Origin of the sequence: Hellea balneolensis DSM 19091, assembly GCF_000428525.1 — a bacterium.
GTDB lineage: Bacteria > Pseudomonadota > Alphaproteobacteria > Caulobacterales > Maricaulaceae > Hellea > Hellea balneolensis.
The window spans coordinates 898,015-918,962 of sequence record NZ_AUAC01000002.1 but is presented as its reverse complement, the minus strand read 5'-3'; the positions used below and the strand labels follow the sequence as shown (position 1 = coordinate 918,962).

Genomic DNA, 20,948 nt, shown 5'->3' with positions numbered 1-20,948 from the left:
AGGGCGGGGTTTTTTGTTATTCGCCAAAGCCGCCGCTTGACCCTGAAAACAAGCCCTATATGTTGCGAAAAAATTACATCAGGTATTCTCATGCTCACAGCTATTAAACGCGAAACGAAATATATTCTGGGCCTGCTACGCATGCTCAAATCCATCAAAGATGTGGACGCGGAAAGTGACCGCCTGATTGCGGATGAGCTTGAAAAACGAGTCGATAAATTCGGGCCAAACCTTGCCTTTATTGAGGATGAAAAACGCCTGACATATGATGATATGGAAAGCTATGCCAATAAGGTTGCCGCATGGGCTTTATCCGAAGGCTGTAAAAAGGGTGATACGGTCGCAGTTTTTGTCCGAAACCGGGCTGAATATGTCCCGCTTTGGTTTGGACTGTCAAAAGTCGGCGTTATACCGGCGCTGCTCAATTTTCAGCTGACAGGCTCTGCGCTTGCGCATTGCATCAATATTTCAGAAGCAAAAATTGTCCTCATAGATCATGAAATGGCAGAGCAATATGAGTCTGCCAAAGGCGATATCAAGTTAAAGCTCAAGGCCTTTAGTGCTTATGGCGATATGGAAGGTTATCCGAGCTTTGATGTAGCTATGTCTAAAGAAGCTCCAAACCGTCCCGCAAAATCCATGCGCGAAGGTATCAAGGCTGGTGATCAATGCATGAAGATGTTTACCTCCGGCACGACTGGTCTGCCGAAGGCGGCGAAGGTCACACATGTCCGGGCACAAAATTATATGCGCGGTATGGGGGCAGGGGCTAAAGCCGGACCTAAAGACCGTATGATGATGGTTCTACCTATGTATCACGCCACAGGCGGGCTTGTTGGCATGGGCACAGTTATTACGTATGGCGGCGCGCTGATTGTTAGGCCTAAGTTCTCTGCGACAAAGTTTTGGGATGACGCTGTCAAATATGAGGCGACCATGTTCACCTATGTTGGAGAGCTTTGCCGCTTCCTACTGACTACGCCGACACATCCGTTAGAGCGTGAGCATAAGATCCGTTGGATGCTAGGGAATGGCTTACGTCCCGAAGTATGGGAAGGCTTTGTCGGACGCTTTAACATTCCTCACGTCATTGAATTTTATGGCGCGACTGAGGGGAATGCCAGTCTTATAAATTTAGACGGCCCTGTTGGCGCGGTAGGGCGCGTTCCGAATTATTTAAAGTTCAAATTTAATCTCGATATCATTCGCTACGATGTTGACAGTAACTTAAATCCACGCGGATCGGACGGATTTTGTATTCGCGCGGATGATAATGAGGTTGGCGAGCTTATTGCCGAAATTCGGAATGACGATGCACGCTTTCGCTTTGAAGGCTATGAGACCAAAGAAGCCACGCAAAAGAAAATCCTGCGTGATGTTTTTACCAAAGATGATGCATGGTTTCGGACGGGCGATCTTTTGAAGAAAGATAAGCTCGGCTATTTCTACTTTATGGACCGTGTTGGCGATACTTATCGTTGGAAAGCTGAGAATGTGGCAACAGGAGAGGTCGCGGCGGCTCTGTCTAAATTTGGCGGGATAACGCAAGCCAATGTTTACGGCGTCGAAGTCCCAGGCTATGACGGACGTGCAGGCATGGGCGCCATAGTGGCCGAAGGTGCGCCGGATATGAAAGCGCTTAAAGCCCACATCGAAGCCAACCTGCCGCACTATGCACGGCCCGTATTCCTGCGGTTATCAAAAGAATCTGACACGACAAGCACGTTCAAATTTAAGAAAACAAATTTGGTCAAAGCAGGGTTTGATCCCGCCAATATTTCTGAACCGCTTTTCTATGCTAATCCTGCAAGCGGGGCGTATGAAAAAATTACGCCAGCTGTTTTCAAAAAAATATGCTCAGGCGAGATTAGATTATAGTTAAGCCTGAAGACATTTTAGATTTTTGGTTTGTCCAGTCAGGGCCCAAGCGTTGGTTTAAAAAATCTGATGCTTTTGACGCAGAAATTCGCCTGAGGTTTGAAGATACAACACTCTCTCTTGCGACCAACATTGCGGAATGGGATACACAGCCCGAGAGCTCTTTGGCGCTAATAATCGCGCTAGATCAATTTCCTCGCAATATGTATCGCGCCACTAAAGCTGCTTTTGCCTTTGATGAGGCCGCGCTGCAGCACGCAAAGGTGATGACGGATAGAGGATGGGATTTGAAAATAGATCAATCCCGCCGTGCTTTCGTTTATATGCCTTTCATGCATGCCGAAAATATGACGGCGCAAAATGAGTCTGTCCGTTTAATAGATATGCGGCTAGAGGATGCCAATACTCTGCACCACGCCAAGGAGCACCGCAAAGTCATAGAGCGCTTTGGCCGTTTTCCGCACCGCAATGCTATATTGGGGCGCGAAAGCACTGCAGAGGAAATAGCTTTTTTAAAGAGCGGCGGCTATGCCCCCTAAGCGTGATGAGTTGACGTTTCGCTGATAACGCCCCACATCGGATTCGCAATTAAGGCTAAGAGTATGAGAAAATCACAAAAATACACGCGTGAATTTGCGGATGAAATCAGCTCAAAAATGCGGGCTCAACTTGAAAAATGGAAGTTTGAACCATCTCAAATTGCCGATATTCATGGCAACTTGCGACGTATGACAAACCAGTTCGATACGCCCGGACCTGAGATGCGAAAAATTCATGACTTTAATGTCCCGAATGAAGACTTTCCTGTGCCTGTCCGCCTTTATGTCCCCCACAATGCGAGTGAAGAGCCAGGGCCGACTTTCATCTATTTTCATGGCGGCGGTTTTGTAACAGGCTCGATAGAGAGTCATGAAGGCATAACGCGCCGTATCGCCTCCGGAACTGGTTACCGCGTTTTGTCTGTGGAATATCGCTTGGCTCCTCAATTTGCCTATCCAGCCGGGCCGGATGATTGCGAGATTGTATTGAATTGGGCCATAGAGGGTTATGGGCAAGATGAGTGGGGCATTGACCGTCATAACATATCGATTGGTGGGGACAGCGCGGGAGGTAATATGGCCGCTTATCTGGCGCAGAAATACCGCGACAAATTAAAAGCTCAAATTTTGTTCTATCCACTTATGCAGCTCGTTGATTTCAAACCCCCAAAGCCAGGGCCGCAAGATTGGCTGCAACTTGGATTTATGGCGCTCAAATTTATTGATGAACACTATGTCAATGGGTCTGACCCTCAGGAGACGCGTTTATCTCCCTTATTTGAGAAAAATCTCAAACAATTACCGCCAGCCTATATTTTGACCTGCGGTTTGGATCCTCTGCGTGATGAAGGAAAGCTCTATGCTGATAAGTTATCTTCAAATGGTGTCCCCACTGAATATTGGCACGAAAAAATGATGCCGCATGGCTTTTTAAATTTTGCGAAGATGTTCCCAAAGGGACGGAAAATACCGCTAGATGCCGCTGATTTTCTGCGTAAACATATGGAAGTTGCCTAAACTCTTATGGCTTATGACCCTGCGCCTAAAATTTATGAGCTAGGAGAGGATTTTTACGATCCTGTTCAAGCGGCGAATTTTCCCAATACCAAACTGCGTTATCGAGACGATAAATCAGCAGCTGCTGTGGGGCTTGACTTAAGCAATACTGAATGGGTTGAACATTTTGGTCGGTTTAAGCCCTTAGTTGATAACCTTAAAGAGCCTCTCGCGCTTTGCTATCACGGACATCAGTTTCAGCATTATAACCCGGACCTTGGCGATGGGCGCGGATTTTTATTTGCGCAACTTCGCGGGCCTGACGGAAGACTTATGGATTTGGGCACCAAAGGGTCAGGACAAACGCCGTGGTCACGGGCAGGGGACGGACGGCTGACATTACTCGGCGGCGTACGCGAAGTTATGGCGACGCGCTATCTTGAGCATCTTGGCGTCAATACGTCGAAGACCTTTTCGCTCATTGAAACGGGTGAAGATTTGCACCGCAATGATGAACCGTCTCCAACCCGTTCAGCCGTTATGGTTAGGCTTTCACACTCTCATATCCGCTTCGGGACATTTCAGCGTCAGGCGTTTTTTAATGACACGAATAATCTGGAAAAACTGACGGATTATTGTCTGCGGCATTACCATAGCGACGCAGAAGGCCCTGATGGCCTGCTGAGAGCGGCGGCGGTTAAGTCAGCCGATATGGTCGCCTCATGGATGGCGGCAGGCTTTGTTCATGGCGTGATGAATACAGATAATATGAACATCACCGGAGAGAGCTTTGATTACGGGCCATACCGTTTCTTACCAACACTTCGCTCAGATTACACAGCGGCCTATTTTGATCATAACAATCTCTACGCTTTCGCGAAACAACCCGAGATTATGTATTGGAATTTGGGACAACTTGCGCAAAGCCTTTCACCTATTTGCGAAGATGAAAAACTTTTGGCGGCGCTAGAAGACTTCGCGCCAGCTTATCGTGATTCACTTCGAGCTCACATGTTCAGGCGTTTTGCAATTGAGCCTAAAAATGCAGAAGATGATATTGAGTTCATCATGCAAACCTTTCGATTTTTAGAAAATAGTCAATGCTCATGGCCGCAATTTTGGCATGATTGGCAGGGCGGCGCGGGACAGTTGGTGCGCGCCAAGGCCTCGCCAAACTCTGAATTTTATACGGGAGAGGCTTTCGCGGACTGGCTCACGGCCTATGGGCAATATGAGCCTGCGGGCAAAGCGCCCGATGGGGATGTGCCTGTGAGCTTGCTTTATGATGAAATTGGCGAATTATGGAAACCGATTGATGAGCAGGATGATTGGGCGGCCTTTGAGGATAAATTACGAACTTTCCAAAGAGCCTAATCTTCACAAATTTATGAGTCGTATTAAGCGTTTTAGCGCTTATAATACGTCAACGGAGGACATTATGAAATTATCACACCTAACGACATCTATTCTCGCGGGAGGTCTGCTTATGGGATGCGCCCAAGCCGAAAATGCTGCCGAAACGGTAGCCGCGAAAACCAGTGAGGCTGCACAAAAGACAACGGATAAAATGAAAGAGACGGTCAAAGACGCTGCAGAAACAGCTAAGGCGATGAAGCCTTCTGCACCCGGCGTAGATATCAGCGCAGCTCCGTCCGGCACCTACACGGCTGAAAGTACCCATGCCTATATTGCATTTTCTTATTCGCATCAGGGCTATTCAAACCCTATACTGCGCTGGGGAAAATTTGACGGGACTCTGGAGTTGGACAGCGAAAATCCCGAAAACTCCACACTAGACATCAGTATTCCAGCGGCTTCAATTGATAGCGGCGTTCCCGCTTTTGATGAGCATTTAATTAGCGCTGATTTTTTTGACGCGGAAAACCATCCAACAATTACATTTAAAAGCACGGATATGGATCAAATCGTAACGGGAACCGGGCGCGTTACGGGTGATCTTACAATAAAAGGGGTTACAAAACCCATTACACTTGATGTAAAATTGAACAAAGTCGGCAAGCATTTCAGAAGCGGGAAGGACATGTTTGGCATTTCCGCAACAGGCAACCTTAAACGGTCTGAGCACGGCGTAGATAAATACGCGCCTATGGGTGATGATGTGAAGCTCATGATTGAAGTCGAATTTCAAAAGGCCGATTAAGTGACAGCTGATACAATGCGTTATTCAAAAGTTGCGATAGGCCTGCATTGGCTTATCGCGCTTATGATTATCGGGCTTATCATATTTGGGATATTGATGACAAATCCTGATACGCCCAACCGCTTTGCGCTATATCAGCTTCATAAAAGCTTCGGGATTTGTGTCTTGATACTGTCCGTTCTGCGATTGATATGGCGCTTGGGGCATAAGCCGCCGGCATTACCTCAGGGTATGAAGGCGTGGGAAGTCGCAGCGGCAAAACTTACCCATGTCGCCTTTTATGTGATTATGATTGGGATGCCTTTATTGGGCTGGGCGATGATTTCATCAAGTGAGACTGTCATTCCGACAAAGATATTTAACACACTTCCATGGCCCGATATTCCAGGGTTACCCCGTGATAAGGCCATATCTGATATTTTCAAAAATCTGCATCACTGGATAGGCAAAGGCACTATCGTGCTGATTTTGCTTCACGTTGGCGCAGCCTTAAAGCATCATATCGTGAATAAAGATAATGTGCTGGCCAGGATGCTTCCTTTTCTCAGGAAAAGCCGCCTTTAATTCAAGCGGCCACCCATAATGCTTGGTTTTTAAAAGTCAGGCGTAATTCTGACATCACAATTTGTAGCAGTTATGCCCCTTTGGCTTGACGTGAGCTGTATTCTTCGCAATTAACAACACTAATAATAAGTTAACGCCCGTATAGGGTTTAAGAACGCAGAGTAATATTATGAGACAATTTGGCTTGGACACAGTCTATGCGGGTTTAACAATCGACCGTGAAGGGGAAGTTGCGACTTTCGATTTCAGTCCAGCTCAAATAGACACAGCCTCGATGTCCATTTTTGATATTGCGACTCAGGGTTATGGACATGACAAAGCGCTCTCAGCTTATGTCTCACTCGCCTACGACGCTATGCTTGAAAATATAACAGAGCGTGGCTCGATTGACATTGAGACGGACGATACGCTCTTCTGCTGTGCCTGCGCGGCGTGTTCAGGAGAGCAAGAAGCAGGCCCCGTTATAATTGACGGCTTTGCGACCCTTGCAAGCTTGATGCAATCTGATCTGGGCGATACGACATCCGAAACTTATCTCGGTGACATCCTTGAAGATGTTTACGGCATAGATACCGCCGACGCAGCACAATATCTTTTCAACCCGGTAACTGGTGAATTTGTCCTTGTTGAAGGTTTCGACGGAACTTTGACAAAAGGTGCAACACTCCAATTGCAAGACGATGGGACGGGTATCGTAAATGCGGGCGGCGCTAGCACAACGGCAACAGCTGCTACGACAGGTGATCAACGCATTGATGCTGTTATTAATGGCGATTATTGGTCCGGTAATTCTATTTCCTATGCCTTCTCTTTATCTGCGGCGCCATATAATTATGCGGGAACAGGCAATGAGGCCATGCCAGATAACTTCAATGATGTTATTTCTGCTATGCAAGAGGCGTCAGCTCACTTTGCTCTAAGTTCTACTGAGGGCGTCGCGGCTGCTGTCGGTTTCTCTGTTGAGGGCTTTACAAATCTAGATATTAACTTCCTTGGTAATGTCGATAGCACGACGGCAGAAATCCGTTTTGCGGAAACATCTGACCCAGGGACAGGTACAGCTCGGGTAGCGGACTTCCCAGGCGGTCAGGTTACGTCCAGCCCCAATGATGATGGAGATATATGGTTCGGCACGGCGAATAACTTCCGCATTGCTGAAGCAGGTAACTATCAGTGGATGACAATGATCCATGAAATTGGCCATGCATTGGGTCTTAAGCATGGTCACCAAAATTATAATTTCGGTGTCCTTCCATCTGAGACCGACTCTACTGAATATTCGATTATGACGTACCGAAGCTATATCGGGCAAAACCCGAATGGCGGCGCGACCAACGAACAATGGGGATTTCCTCAGACATTCATGATGTATGATATTGCGACCTTGCAATATTTCTATGGTGCAGATTTTACCGTCAATTCAGGAGACACAGTCTATACTTGGACACCGGGGTCAGGGGATACCGTTATTGACGGAAACGTCGCCATCAGCCCAGGTGGAAACCGTATTTACGCCACGATTTGGGATGGTGACGGTGTCGATACATATGACCTTTCAGCCTACGCGACGGGCGTGTCTGTTGATTTGTCGCCCGGCGGATTTTCAGTCTTTTCAGCCGCGCAGCAAGCCTCCATTGGCGGCGGAAATTTTGCGCGCGGTAACATCTTTAACGCTTTGCAATATCAAGGTGACGCGCGCTCTCTGATCGAGAATGCTATTGGCGGTGCGGGAGATGATACATTTGTTGGTAACGCCGCGGATAACAGCTTCACAGGTGGCGCAGGTGCAGATACGGCTGATTATTCAGCTATTACGGACGATTTAAGTGTTTCTTTAGAGGCTACTGGCGGTGCGTCCAGTACAGAAGCCGGTACCGATCTTTTCGACAGTATTGAAAACTTCAATAGCGGTAGCGGGAATGACAATATAGGCGGCTCACTTGAGGACAATGTCATCAAAGGCGGTGCCGGCAACGATACAATATCAGGGATGGATGGAAATGATACCCTTTGGGGTGAAGTTGGCGATGATATGCTCTTTGGCGGTATGGGCGATGATATCCTACGCGGCGGTAATAATCTAGGGTTTTCGGGGCCGGGCTTTGGGGACGGAATGATTACGCGTGCTGCAGGCGCCGGAAACGATTCTATTGCTAATGCGCTCAATATTGATGATGAGTATTCTCAAGCCCCGAATGCCGATGTTTTGGATGCTGAAACCATACCCTATGTCAGTGTTTCGGCAACGGGCGATGGAACCGCCCATTTTTACGCCTTTACGACCTATAGTGACGGTGACGCTGTTACGCTTGATATTGACTATGGTGATACGGGCGGTGTCGGTAGCTTTAACAGTTATCTTGAACTCTACGATGCGAATGGAAATCTGCTCGCATCAAATGACTTCTTTCCTTTCGTAGGTGGTGCGGGTGGTTCCACGTCCAATGATGATGCTATAATCAATGCCACGATTGCGGCCGCAGGGACATATTATATCGCTGTCATGGAAAGCGGTGGTGGCGGAGTGCCAGTGGATGCCACCTATCAGCTTCAAGTCTCTGTGCAGAACCAAACAATGACAGACCCTGATACAGGGGATGACACACTAATGGGCGGCATGGGCGATGATATGCTCTTTGGCGGCGCTGGAACAGATTACGCGCAGTTTTCCGGTGTTCAAGCCAATTACACCGTTACGGACAATATGGACGGGACCTACCTTGTTATCGACAATGTCGGAACTGACGGAACGGATACGCTAGATAATATAGAGTTCTTGATTTTCTCTGACGTGACGGTTGATATCGTAACTGCAGCGGCCCCTGGCGGGGGCGGTCCTGTCTTTACCGAAGGTAATGACAACGAAGTCGGCACGGCAGGCGATGATGTTCTCAATGGTCTAGGCGGTAATGATATTATTGACGGTCTTGGCGGGGACGACACGATCAATGGCGGCGACGGCGCTGACCGCTTAATAGGCGGTGAGGGTGCGGACGCGCTAAACGGCGATGCTGGTTTTGACAGTGTTGATTATCGCGGCGCAACGTCTCGTGTGGCGTTTAATGTAGATACAGGCGGAACAGTTGGTGAGGCGAATGGGGATACCTTCTCAGGTATTGAGCGTTATTATCTTTCCGATTTCAACGATACCGTTACGGGTTCGAACGCAAATGAGTTCTTCTATGGCGAAGACGGGAATGACACGATCAACGCAGGAGGGGGTATTGACCGCCTCTATGGCGGCAACGGGAATGATATTCAGCGCGGCCAAGATGGCAATGACCAGCTTTATGGTTCGGTGGGTGCGGACCAACTTAATGGCGGTGCAGGATTCGATATCGCGAATTACTCGCTTGCGACTGCGGCTGTCATTGTGAACATGCTTTCTGGCGGCACAGGTGGTGACGCTGCGGGCGACACTTATTTTGGGATTGAAGCTGTTTATGGCTCCAATTTTGATGATAGCCTCACGGGTAATAATAGTGCCAATGAACTACGCGGTGGTGATGGCGATGACGCGCTCTTTGGTCTTGGCGGAAACGACCGCTTCTTTGGCGGTGAAGGCGCCGACAGTTTTGATGGTGGTACGGGTATTGATATTGTGAATTATACGCTCGCTACAGGCTTTGTTTGGGTTAACCTGACGACTGGCGGTACATTTAACGAAACTTCTGGCGATAGCTATACATCTATTGAGTGGGTTTTTGGTTCCAACTTTGGCGATAGAATCACTGGTGATGCAGCAAATAATCGTCTTGAGGGTCGTGACGGGGACGATGACCTTGACGGGGGAGCAGGTAATGACCGTCTGCTTGGCGGTGATGGTAATGACTTTATCCAAGGTGGTGACGGTATTGATACAATCTTCGGCGGTAATGGCGATGACATGATGTTAGGCGGAGATGGAAATGATTTTTTCTTTGGCGGTGCAGGTGCAGACTCGCATGATGGAGATGCAGGTATCGATACAGTCTCTTATTTGGCGTCTTCTATGGGTTTGACTGTAAACATGTCAGGTATGGGTTCGGCCTCCACAGGCGATGCCGCTGGTGATGAATTCTTTGGTATTGAACGGATATTTGGGTCAGGTTTTGATGACACTCTTATAGGGGGAGCGGACGCGGTTACTCTATTTGGTAATGGCGGTAATGATTACCTGCAAGGCGGCGATGAAAACGACACCTTGATTGGCGGGGCTGGAGTTGACAGTTATGGATATGATGTCAATGGTCCGTCAGCTGACGTTATAATCGGCTTCACAACCAATGAAGTCATTTATCTTCTTGGGAATACACCAGACTTTGACACATGGGCGGAAGTTCAAGCTGTTGGTACAGACGCAGGGTCTAATGTTATTTTTGACTTCGGTTTCGGAAGTACACTCACAATCGTTGGTCATAGTCTGGCCGACCTTGATGCGTCCAACTTCGACTTTGGCGGCGCCCCATCCGCACCACCTCCTGCAAGTCAAGCGCCTGCAGACACAAACGCTTTCGCAGCAGACCCCGCAGACGTCTTCGATATGGATGCGCTGATCTAGGGTTCATCACATCAACACATAGAAGCCGGGCTTTAAGCTCGGCTTTTTTGTGCCTCTCGGCGTTCTCACAAAATTCTCACTTGCCAATTTCTTGTAAAAATCTACATCAAGTCCATGGGCATATTGGGTCACTTTAAAGGGGTAAGGGTAAAAAAGGGCGTCGCCCATTTCCCGCACACGGGCGCGGAAATTCCGCTCAATGCAACCTTTTTCAAAAGCGCCATTCCTATTGTTCTGTTCAATAGCTATCTCTTGTTGAAGAAGTATGCACGAACATATACCGGCCAACCCGTTATCGCGACCTTGGCTTTTCACCCGCAACCATCTGGGCCGTGGTATAATGCTTGGCTTGCAGCTCGTATGGCAGGGATCGACATCATAAAAGACCCGTATTCAGCTGATATTGTCTTTGTCTTTGACGATAAAACAGAATCTAATATGGGCGAAGTATTGGACTCTTCGCTCAAAGCTAAAGCTATTAATCTGCATATTGAGGACATTTCCAAAACGCATGTGGCCAAAACTTTTGCGCAGGTTTTTGGCTATGACATTGAAATTGACCCACTCACATATAAGGGCAAGGCCGTTCAAAAGTCAGACATAAACGGCACGCATGATGGTATTGTCATTGACTGTCCGCTCAGCCCCGACGCCGTAAAGCCCGGCTGCGCTTATCAAAGACTGGTGGACAGCACCTTTTCCGATAGAGGTTCAGAAGATCTGCGCATGGCCTATATTGGCGGTGAAATTCCTGTGGTGTTTCACAAATATAAAGCGTTGGATAAGCGTTTTGGGACGGATTACGCCCATGTCGATATCTGGAACGCGGATCAGGCCTTTTCAGAAGATGAGCAGCGCAAACTCATAGAATTTTGCGAAGCAATGGGGCTGGATTTCGGAGCTGTTGACGTCATGCGGGACAAGCATGACGGGCGCATCTATGTGGTGGATGTCAATAAGACCTGTATGCCCGTGCTCAGTCTTAGTCAAAAAGAGCAACGTCGTGCGTTTCGCTTGATTGCAGATGCCCTGACCAATCTTATAGAACGGGTTAAGGCGTAGATTTATTTTTTTGTGCCGCCTTGTGCTGCAATCCCTTGCGCTGAACCTTACAGACGAGTTCATTTATTTGATTAAAGGCGCGATGCTCAAACGTCACAATGCCTTGGGTCGGGCGGGACTTGCTCTCCCGCAAAGCGATAATCTCCGTTTCTACGCGAATAGTATCGCCGGGGAAGAGCGGTTTGGGGAAGACCGCTTCATCAATGGACAAATTCGCCACTGCCGTACCGAGCGTTGTGTCCCCGACAGAAATACCCACGACCAATCCCATAGTGAACATAGAGTTTATAAGCACGCCGCCAAATTCCGTCTCATTTTTGCAATACTCGGCGTCCAGATGAAGCTGCGCGGGGTTATGCGTCATGGTCGTAAAGAGCAGATTATCTGTCTCTGTCAAAGTGCGGCGAAGCGCATGTTTAAAGACTTGCCCGACTTCTAATTCATCAAACCACTTACCACTAACTATTGTATTTGGCATTAGGCTGTCTCCCCAAAGAGCTCGCGGCCAATCAGCCAACGGCGAATTTCCGATGTTCCTGCGCCAATTTCCATCAGCTTTGCATCACGCCATAAGCGTCCCGTCGGGTAGTCATTGATATAACCATTCCCGCCTAGCATTTGAATCGCATCAGAGGCCATCAGCGTCGCTTTCTCGGCGGCATAGAGGATGCATCCCGCCGCGTCCTTACGGGTCGTCTCGCCGCGATCACAAGCGGCGGCCACGGCATAGACATAAGACCGCGCGGTGGAGAGCGTGACATACATATCGGCGAGCTTACCCTGCATCAATTGGAACTCTCCAATGGATTTGCCAAATTGTTTTCGCTCATGAATATAGGGCAGCACAACATCCAAACAGGCCTGCATGATGCCAACGGAAAGTCCCGACAGCACGACCCGCTCATAATCCAAACCGCTCATCAAAATCTCTGCACCTTGCCCAATTTCGCCAACGACATTTTCATCTGAGACAAAGCAATCTTCAAAGACCAGTTCACAAGTATCAGAGCCGCGCATGCCCAGCTTGTCGAGCTTTTGCGCGGTCGAGAACCCTTCCATTTCAGGGGTGATGATAAAGGCGGTAATGCCTTTAGACCTGCCCGACGGGTCGGTCTTGGCATAGACTAAAAGCGTGTTCGCTTCGGGCGCATTTGTAATCCACATTTTATTGCCGTTGAGCAAATAACCGCCCTGCGCCGCATCTGCGCGAAGCTTCATGGAAACCACATCAGAGCCCGCATTGGGTTCACTCATAGCAAGGGAGCCGACATGCTCACCGCTCATAAGTTTCGGGAGGTATTTCGCCTTTTGCTCGGCATTCCCCCAACGGCGGAGTTGATTGATACAAAGGTTAGAATGCGCGCCATATGACAGCCCAACAGAACCGCTCGCGCGGCTAACCTCTTCAATCGCAATCGTATGCTCCAAATAGCCCAAGCCCGTCCCGCCATCCTCGATGGGGACGGTAATGCCGTGCAAACCAAGTTCACCCATCATCGGCCAGAGGTGGCGGGGAAATTGATTGCTCGAGTCAATCTCGGCGGCAATCGGCGCAATATGTTCTTGGGCGAAGCCATGAACCGTCTCGCGGATCATTTGCGTCGTGTCTGAGTGCCCAAATTGAAGGGTAGGGTATGTCGTGGTCATTATTTCTTTCCTTTATTTTCCTTCTCCCATGGGGAGAAGGTGTCGCGAAGCGACGGATGAGGGGTCAGATGTAAAAGTTGCAGTCCGAAAGCTACGTCAAATTCGGACCCCTCACCCACCCTTCGGGCACCCTCTCCCTATGGGAGAGGGAGTCTGTTTAACTACTTCTCTTTCTCTATCGGCTCCAACGCCAACAACATCTCGCCGTCACTCACCAGCGCATCAACCGCCGCGCTGACCTCGGCGACAACCCCGTCGCGCGGCGTCTCAAGCGTCATTTCCATTTTCATCGCTTCCATAATGATAAGCGGCTCACCCGCTTTAACAGCATCGCCAGCCTTGGCATTCACAGCGATAATTTTACCGGGCATGGGCGCGGTGAGGGCGTTAGAGGATGCAGAACTCAATTCTAATGGCGGAGATTTCGTGAGTTTAAGCGTTACCCCTTCAACGGCACGCACACCATTTTGATCTATTCCACTCCAACAGACTGCCTCTTCACTAGCATAAATTAAATCATCTAAAGTCGTTGCATCTTCCAAGTGGCTTTCGCGGAGTTTTAATCCGTTAATTAAATAGGTCCAATTATGCGGTGTCTGGGTGACTTTAACCTCATATGGTCTTCCATCGACATAGTATCCCAATACGGTTTCTGCAGAAGAATTAAGACGCCAAGAAATTTTGTATTTATGATCGTTAGACCTAAAGCCGCCATAGGCCTTATAACTATCATAAAGCTTGTCTAAATCTCTGACGGTCGCTCCCATAACAACATCTAAGTCCCGCTGTTCTTGTCTGGACTCGATAGTCTCAATGATTGAAACATGATTTTCTGCGAGAAAAACAGTTGATACATTACCTGCTAAAAACTCGTCAATCTGACAAACACGGTAAAGATAAGCCGCGTTAGTTTTAATAGGCTCGACGGTTAGTGAATATAGGTGAACAGCGAGTTCCCCTATGGCTTTCTTGCGTTCATCACAATGTGTAATTACTTTTGCAATCATTGGGTCATAAAACTGACTTACGCGTGCAGTTCTATTAGCATCAACTCTGTCATAGCTTTCATAGGCACTATCGACGCGATTATCTGTACCTAGATATAGCGTATTAATGCGCCCCACACTCGGCAAAAAGTCATTAGCAGGGTCTTCCGCATAGAGCCGTGCCTCAACGGCATGGCCTTCCATCTTAATCTCGCCCTGCTTCGGCAGCTTCTCACCCTGCGCCACACGTATCTGCAGCTCCACCAAATCCAGCCCTGTAATCATCTCCGTTACGGGATGCTCGACCTGCAATCTTGTATTCATTTCCATGAACCAGAAGCCGTCTTTGCGGAGTTTACCTGAGCCGTCCACGATGAATTCCACCGTGCCTGCGCCGACATAATCCACGGCTTTGGCGGCTTTGACGGCCGCCTCTGTCATGGCTTTGCGCACCGCCTCGGTCATGCCGGGGGCGGGAGCTTCTTCTATGACTTTTTGGTGGCGACGTTGGAGGGAACAATCGCGCTCAAACATATGCACGACATTGCCATGTGTATCGCCAAAGACCTGCACCTCGATATGGCGCGGGCTTTGGATGTATTTTTCAATCAAAACGTCGTCATTGCCGAAACTAGATTTGGCTTCGCGTTGGCAGGAGGCGAGCATCGCATCGAAATCCGCTTCCGCTTCGACCTTGCGCATCCCCTTACCGCCCCCGCCGGCTACGGCTTTGATAAGGACAGGATAACCAATCATTCCCGCTTTAGCTTTAAGGAGCTTCGCGTCTTGGTCTTTGCCGTGATAGCCGGGGGTAATCGGCACGCCTGCTTCGTCCATCAATTTCTTGGCCGCATCTTTCAGGCCCATGGCTTCCATGCTCTCCGCGCTCGGCCCGATAAAGGTGATGCCTGCTTTTTCGCAAGCCCGTACAAAGTCAGGGTTTTCCGAGAGGAAGCCATAACCGGGATGGATGGCGTCCGCCCCAGTCTCGGTGGCGGCGGCTATGATTTTATCAACAACGAGATAGCTCTCAATTGCAGGGGACGCGCCGATATGCACCGCTTCATCCGCCATGCGCACATGAAGCGCCTTGCGGTCAGCATCGGAATAAACCGCGACAGTAGCAATGCCCATTTTCCGTGCAGTCTTTATCACGCGGCAAGCAATTTCGCCCCGATTGGCGATGAGAATTTTTGTAATCTGTTTTGTCATCATTACATCCTAAACACGCCAAATTTAGTTTCCTCTACAGGCGCATTGGCCGCCATGGCCAACCCTAACCCAAGCACTCGCCGAGTATCTGTTGGCGCGATAATGCCGTCATCCCAAATTCTAGCGCTCGCGAAATAAGGATGGCCCTCTTTTTCAAAACGCTCAATGATGGGTTTCTTAAAGGCCTCGCGCTCCGCGTCCGTCCATGTCGCGGCGTTACGGTTGACCGTCGCGAGCACATCCGCCGCTTGCTCGCCGCCCATGACGGCGATGCGCGCATTGGGCCACATAAACATGAGGCGCGGATTATAGGCGCGGCCGCACATGCCGTAATTGCCCGCCCCGTAAGAACCGCCCACGATGATGGTGAATTTCGGCACTTTCGCGCAAGCCACAGCATGCACCATCTTAGCGCCATTCTTAGCAATGCCGCCCGCTTCGGCTTTGGAGCCGACCATAAAGCCTGTGATGTTTTGGAGGAAGACGAGCGGGATATTGCGCTGTCCGCAAAGCTCGACGAAATGCGCGCCTTTCAGGGCGGCTTCGGAAAACAGCACGCCATTATTGCCGAGGATGCCGACTTGATAACCGTGAATTTTTGCAAAGCCGCAAATCAGCGTATTACCATATTCTTTCTTAAACTCATGAAAGCGAGAGCCGTCGGTGATACGCGCAATAATCTCGCGGCAATCATAGGGTTGGCGCGCATCATGCGGGACGATACCGTTAAGCTCGTCCTCGTCATAGGCGGGGGGCTCGCTATCATCGGGGAGGTAAGCGTAATTCGCCTTGCCGAGCGTCGCGACGCTATCTCGCGCAATTTGCAGGGCATGGGCATCATTACTGGCAAGGTGGTCGACGACGCCAGAAGTCTTGGCGTGGAGCAAACCTCCGCCCAAGCTCTCGGCGTCAATGTCTTCACCCGTCGCGGATTTCACGAGGGGCGGGCCAGCGAGGAATATGGTACCTTGATTGGCGACGATGATGGACTCGTCCGCCATAGCGGGGACATAGGCACCGCCCGCTGTGCAACTGCCCATTACGACAGCGATTTGCGGGATGCCTTCGGCGCTCATATTGGCTTGGTTATAGAAGCAGCTCCCGAAATCATCTTTGCCCGGGAAAATTTCAGCTTGGTTGGGTAGGTTCGCGCCGCCGCTATCAACGAGGTAGAGGCAGGGGAGCTTGTTTTGCCGCGCAATCTCTTGCGCGCGAGACTGTTTTTGGCACGTGATGGGGTAATAGGTGCCGCCTTTGACCGTGGCGTCATTGCAGATAATCATGACTTCACGCCCGGCCACGCGGCCAATACCAGTAATCATGCCCGCGCTAGGGACTTCGTCATTATACATGCCGTAAGCGGCCATTTGCGAGAGTTCAAGGAAGGGCGTGCCGGGGTCGAGCAGGCGCTCTACTCGCTCGCGAGGGAGGAGTTTGCCACGTCCGATATGGCGTTCTCGCGAGCGCTCAGACCCGCCAAGCGCAATTTTGCCAACCTTCTCACGCAAATCCGCGACAAGCGATTCCATCGCCTCCGCATTGTTACGAAAGGCAGGGCTGTCAGGATTTATCTTGCTAATCATTTTTGGCATAGACGTCGCGCTCTTGATAATTTCGACTATTAATACATAAATTTGACTCTTGAGTCAAATTTATTAGAATGCTACACACCACAATTATGACAGCCTTGCTAAAAGATACCTTCGATAGAAAAAAGCAATTTGCGTCAAAGCGGCAGGCCGTAATTGTTGAAGCGGGCCAAGCCTTTCGCCGCCGCGGATATCACAACGCCTCTATGACCGAGATTGCCGCTAATCTGGGCCTCACAAAAGCTGCGCTCTATTATTATGTCCGCAACAAAGAAGAGGTGCTCTATGAATGTCATCTCATGGCTTATGATGCGATGGACCGGATATTAAAGGCTAAGTATAACGGCGTGACAGCTCTGGATAAACTTGAAGCGCTTTTTGTGGAATTTGTGAAAATGCTGACGGCCTCTGGTGTTTCGCTTTTGACGGATGTGAATAGTTTGGGCGCAGAGAATAAAGCTGATGTTTTAGCGCGGCGCGGTAAGATTGAACGCAAAATTATCCGTCTCGTGAGAGAGGGTCAAAAAGATGGCTCTATCCGCGACGGGGATGCCAGATTACATGTCTTCTTCTTTATGGGGGCGCTGAACTGGCTTAACGCATGGTATGATGCGTCGGGCCGCCTAAATGGGGAAGATATTGCCGCGCATTTTGCGCTACAGATGCGTGCGGGAATTGGGAGCTAAGAATGGGAAAAGTTTATCAAACAGCTGTTAAAGCTCTGGAGGGTTTGTGCCGCGATGGTATGACCGTTATGAGCAGCGGCTTTGGCCTTTGTGGTATTCCGGAAAACCTTATTGCCGCCTTACATGATAGCGGCGCAAAAAATCTGACAGCTATTTCTAATAATTGCGGCGTCGATGGTTTTGGCCTCGGTCAGCTTTTAGATACGCGGCAGATCAGCAAGATGCTCTCCTCCTATGTCGGGGAAAATAAAGAATTTGAACGTCAATATCTGGGCGGGGAGTTAGAGTTGGAATTTAACCCCCAAGGAACCTTGGCTGAACGCATTCGCGCCGGCGGGTCCGGTATCCCGGCCTTTTATACAAAGACAGGCGTCGGCACCGTCATCGCGGAGGGCAAAGAGCATAAGGATTTTGATGGAGAGACATATCTTATGGAAACTGGCCTCAAAGCCGACCTTTCCATTATCAAAGCGTGGAAAGGCGATGCGGAAGGTAACCTGATTTTCAAAGCCACATCGCGAACCTTCAGCCCCGCTATGGCGATGGCCGGACAAGTCACAGTTGCTGAAGTGGATGAACTCGTACCTGTTGGCACGCTAGACCCGAATTTCATCCATACGCCGGGTATTTTTGTGCAGCGCATTGTCGAAGCAGAGTGTGAGAAACGAATTGAAAAACTGACGACGCGGGAGAAAGTATAATGGCTTGGACGCGCGATGAAATGGCGGCTCGTGCAGCGCAGGAGCTTGAAGATGGGTTCTATGTGAATCTTGGCATTGGGATTCCGACCCTTGTGGCCAACCACATTCCGGATGGGATGAATGTGACTCTGCAATCTGAAAACGGGATGCTCGGCATGGGGCCTTTCCCTTATCCCGGAGAGGAAGACGCTGACCTGATCAATGCGGGAAAGCAAACCATCACCACACTGCCGAAATCCAGTTTCTTTGACAGCGCGACAAGCTTTGCCATGATACGTGGCGGTCATATCGATTTGACAATTCTGGGCGCGATGGAAGTCTCTGAACATGGTGACATTGCCAATTGGATGATTCCCGGCAAGATGGTCAAAGGTATGGGCGGTGCAATGGATTTGGTTGCCGGCGTAAAGCGCTGTATTGCACTTTTTGATCATACCAATAAACGCGGAGAGAGTAAGTTTCTCAAGGAATGCTCTTTGCCGTTGACGGGTCAGAACTGCATCCAAATGATTATAACAGATTTGGGCGTCTTTGATCGTGGCCAAGATAAAGCGCGGTTCCGCCTGACAGAAATGGCGCCGGGTGTGACACTTGATGAAATTAAAGCTAAAACTGAAGCCGATATTATTTTTGAATAGGAATAAATTATGTCTGACCCCGTTGTTATTGTAGGTCTCGCTCGCACCCCCATGGGAGCCTTCCAAGGTGCCTTTAGTTCTGTCTCTGCGCCGCATCTTGGCGCCGCTGCGATTAAAGCCGCTTTGGATGAGTCCGGTGTTGCGGCTGACAAGGTTGAACAAACCGTGATGGGCTGCGTACTGCCTGCGGGTCAAGGTCAAGCGCCTGCGCGTCAAGCCGCGATCTATGCCGGGCTTGGAGAGCACTGCGAAGCCACGACCGTGAACAAGATGTGCGGTAGCGGCATGCAAGCCGCGATTATGGCGCATGATGCGATTAAAGCGGGGTCTGTCAATATCGCCGTAGCTGGGGGTATGGAAAACATGACCCGCGCGCCATACCTCATGCCAAGCGCCAGAAATGGTGCCCGTATGGGGGACGCCAAGATGATCGATTCTATGATGTTTGACGGGCTGACTGATGCCTATGAAGGTGGAGCCATGGGGGTCTTCGCCGATATGATCGCCAAGGAATATCAATTCACGCGAGAGCAACAAGACGCCTATGCCATCGAATCTGTGCGCCGCGCTAAAGCGGCGCAAGATGCGGGTGACTTTGACCGCGAGGTTACACCTGTCACAGTCAAAACCCGCAAAGGTCACACTGTCGTGGCTGAAGATGAGGGCCCGAAAAATGCCCGCCCTGAAAAAATCCCAAGCCTTCGTGCTGTCTTTACCAAAGATGGCACTGTAACGGCGGCCAATGCCAGCTCTATCAATGATGGCGCTGCGGCCCTTGTCATGATGACAAAGTCCCAAGCCGATAAAGCGGGGCATAAGATCCTCGCGGAAATCGTTTCCCATGCGGCCCATGCCCATGCCCCGGCTTATTTCACAACGGCCCCCGTCCATGCGATGAAGAAAGCCCTTAAGAAAGCTGACTGGAATGCAGCTGATGTTGACTTGTGGGAAATCAACGAAGCCTTTGCCGTTGTCCCCATGATTGCGATGCAAGAACTTGGTCTTGATCATGAGCAAGTCAACGTCAATGGCGGCGGCTGTGTTCTGGGTCACCCTATTGGTGCGTCGGGCGCGAGAATTATGGCTACGTTGATAGCCGCAATGGAAAAGAGGGACGCCAAAACGGGTGTGGCGAGCCTTTGCATTGGCGGCGGTGAAGCCACAGCGATCTGCCTAAAACGCGCTTAAGCGATGGCGCTCATTGCGCATTAAACGCATCGAAAGCCTCTTTAACTTTCATAAGCACAGAAATGGTCGTGAGGACATCTTCGCGCGATATATCAGGACGGTGCTCATTTGAAAGTTGTATGCCTTCGGTCATGATTTTCTCCCTGAGGGTGATACCTTCGGGCGTTATGAAGACATATCTTTTACGATCATCACCAGAGCCCTTGCGCCGGGTCACCAATCCAGCCTTCTCCATTTTTTGAATCACCTGAGACGCGACGCTCTCGCTCATACTGGCTTGCTCTGCAATGTCACTTTGTGTGTTGCCATCTTCCTCCCAGAGCAATCTTAAAATATAGAATTGCGAGACTGGTAAATTCATCGTGGTCAGATAACGCGCCAAAGCGGTTTCAAATCCGCGAAAAGCGCCCCTGATATGATAAGGAAGTGAGTTTTCAGGATTATTGACCATCGTCATACTGCCTGCTCATAGGGATCTCCTTAGACATTCGTTTAGACCCCTTATTCTATCTGTTTCTACGATACAGCCTCTGTGAATAATACTATTATATGTCTTTATAC

The 20,948-nt window shown here is 49.6% G+C and carries 17 protein-coding genes; 12 read left to right on the top strand and 5 right to left on the bottom strand.

The window, feature by feature from the left end; translation table 11 throughout:
• Window positions 1–36: 36 nt before the first annotated feature.
• The 8 genes from F569_RS0104535 to F569_RS16460 all read left to right on the top strand — a co-directional run bounded on the left by F569_RS0104535 (window position 37) and on the right by F569_RS16460 (window position 11,740).
• Window positions 37–1,878, top strand: a complete 1,842-nt coding sequence (locus F569_RS0104535; protein ID WP_233353590.1) for a long-chain-acyl-CoA synthetase — start codon at window positions 37–39, stop codon at window positions 1,876–1,878.
• A complete protein-coding gene (locus tag F569_RS0104530) occupies window positions 1,872–2,417 on the top strand; it encodes a DUF924 family protein (protein WP_154813636.1) in 546 nt (181 codons plus the stop codon). The genes F569_RS0104535 and F569_RS0104530 overlap by 7 nt, the downstream gene beginning before the upstream one ends.
• 63 nt (window positions 2,418–2,480) lie before the next feature.
• Window positions 2,481–3,434 (top strand): alpha/beta hydrolase, encoded by a 954-nt coding sequence (locus F569_RS19480; RefSeq protein WP_051279298.1) that lies wholly within the window; start codon window positions 2,481–2,483, stop codon window positions 3,432–3,434.
• A gap of 6 nt (window positions 3,435–3,440) precedes the next feature.
• The gene (locus tag F569_RS19475) at window positions 3,441–4,787 is read left to right on the top strand and encodes a protein adenylyltransferase SelO family protein (RefSeq protein WP_026941228.1); all 1,347 of its coding nucleotides are present in this window, start codon (window positions 3,441–3,443) and stop codon (window positions 4,785–4,787) included.
• A gap of 64 nt (window positions 4,788–4,851) precedes the next feature.
• Window positions 4,852–5,574 (top strand): YceI family protein, encoded by a 723-nt coding sequence (locus tag F569_RS19290; protein ID WP_162143739.1) that lies wholly within the window; start codon window positions 4,852–4,854, stop codon window positions 5,572–5,574.
• Window positions 5,575–6,138 carry a cytochrome b gene (locus F569_RS0104510; RefSeq protein WP_026941226.1) on the top strand — a complete coding sequence of 188 codons (564 nt, stop codon included), beginning with the start codon at window positions 5,575–5,577 and terminating at the stop codon, window positions 6,136–6,138.
• Window positions 6,139–6,307: 169 nt separating this feature from the next.
• A complete protein-coding gene (locus F569_RS18760; protein ID WP_051279296.1) occupies window positions 6,308–10,678 on the top strand; it encodes a M10 family metallopeptidase in 4,371 nt (1,456 codons plus the stop codon).
• A 123-nt stretch (window positions 10,679–10,801) separates the two neighbouring features.
• The gene (locus F569_RS16460) at window positions 10,802–11,740 is read left to right on the top strand and encodes an ATP-grasp domain-containing protein (RefSeq protein WP_162143738.1); all 939 of its coding nucleotides are present in this window, start codon (window positions 10,802–10,804) and stop codon (window positions 11,738–11,740) included.
• Here F569_RS16460 and F569_RS0104495 read toward each other — a convergent pair.
• The 4 genes from F569_RS0104495 to F569_RS0104480 form a co-directional block, all read right to left on the bottom strand.
• The gene (locus tag F569_RS0104495) at window positions 11,730–12,218 is read right to left on the bottom strand and encodes a MaoC family dehydratase (RefSeq protein ID WP_026941225.1); all 489 of its coding nucleotides are present in this window, start codon (window positions 12,216–12,218) and stop codon (window positions 11,730–11,732) included. The genes F569_RS16460 and F569_RS0104495 overlap by 11 nt on opposite strands.
• A complete protein-coding gene (locus F569_RS0104490) occupies window positions 12,218–13,387 on the bottom strand; it encodes an isovaleryl-CoA dehydrogenase (protein ID WP_034387197.1) in 1,170 nt (389 codons plus the stop codon). The genes F569_RS0104495 and F569_RS0104490 overlap by 1 nt, the downstream gene beginning before the upstream one ends.
• 161 nt (window positions 13,388–13,548) lie before the next feature.
• Window positions 13,549–15,585 (bottom strand): ATP-binding protein, encoded by a 2,037-nt coding sequence (locus tag F569_RS0104485; protein ID WP_026941223.1) that lies wholly within the window; start codon window positions 15,583–15,585, stop codon window positions 13,549–13,551.
• A 2-nt stretch (window positions 15,586–15,587) separates the two neighbouring features.
• Window positions 15,588–17,177, bottom strand: coding sequence for a carboxyl transferase domain-containing protein (locus F569_RS0104480; protein ID WP_026941222.1), 1,590 nt, complete (start codon window positions 17,175–17,177; stop codon window positions 15,588–15,590).
• 86 nt (window positions 17,178–17,263) lie between these two features.
• Here F569_RS0104480 and F569_RS16455 point away from each other — a divergent pair, with 86 nt between their 5' ends.
• From F569_RS16455 to F569_RS0104460, 4 genes are read left to right on the top strand one after another with little or no spacing between them, the layout of a single operon-like run.
• Window positions 17,264–17,860, top strand: coding sequence for a TetR/AcrR family transcriptional regulator (locus tag F569_RS16455; protein ID WP_051279292.1), 597 nt, complete (start codon window positions 17,264–17,266; stop codon window positions 17,858–17,860).
• Between the two features lie 2 nt (window positions 17,861–17,862).
• On the top strand, window positions 17,863–18,561 hold the full coding sequence (locus tag F569_RS0104470; RefSeq protein ID WP_026941221.1) for a CoA transferase subunit A: 699 nt from the start codon (window positions 17,863–17,865) through the stop codon (window positions 18,559–18,561).
• Window positions 18,561–19,199, top strand: coding sequence for a CoA transferase subunit B (locus tag F569_RS0104465; protein WP_026941220.1), 639 nt, complete (start codon window positions 18,561–18,563; stop codon window positions 19,197–19,199). Before F569_RS0104470 ends, F569_RS0104465 begins: the two co-directional genes overlap by 1 nt.
• 9 nt (window positions 19,200–19,208) lie before the next feature.
• Window positions 19,209–20,387 carry a thiolase family protein gene (locus F569_RS0104460; RefSeq protein ID WP_026941219.1) on the top strand — a complete coding sequence of 393 codons (1,179 nt, stop codon included), beginning with the start codon at window positions 19,209–19,211 and terminating at the stop codon, window positions 20,385–20,387.
• A 10-nt stretch (window positions 20,388–20,397) separates the two neighbouring features.
• Here the strand turns inward: F569_RS0104460 and F569_RS16450 are convergent, their stop codons facing one another.
• Window positions 20,398–20,844 (bottom strand): MarR family winged helix-turn-helix transcriptional regulator, encoded by a 447-nt coding sequence (locus F569_RS16450; protein WP_051279290.1) that lies wholly within the window; start codon window positions 20,842–20,844, stop codon window positions 20,398–20,400.
• Window positions 20,845–20,948: the final 104 nt, after the last annotated feature.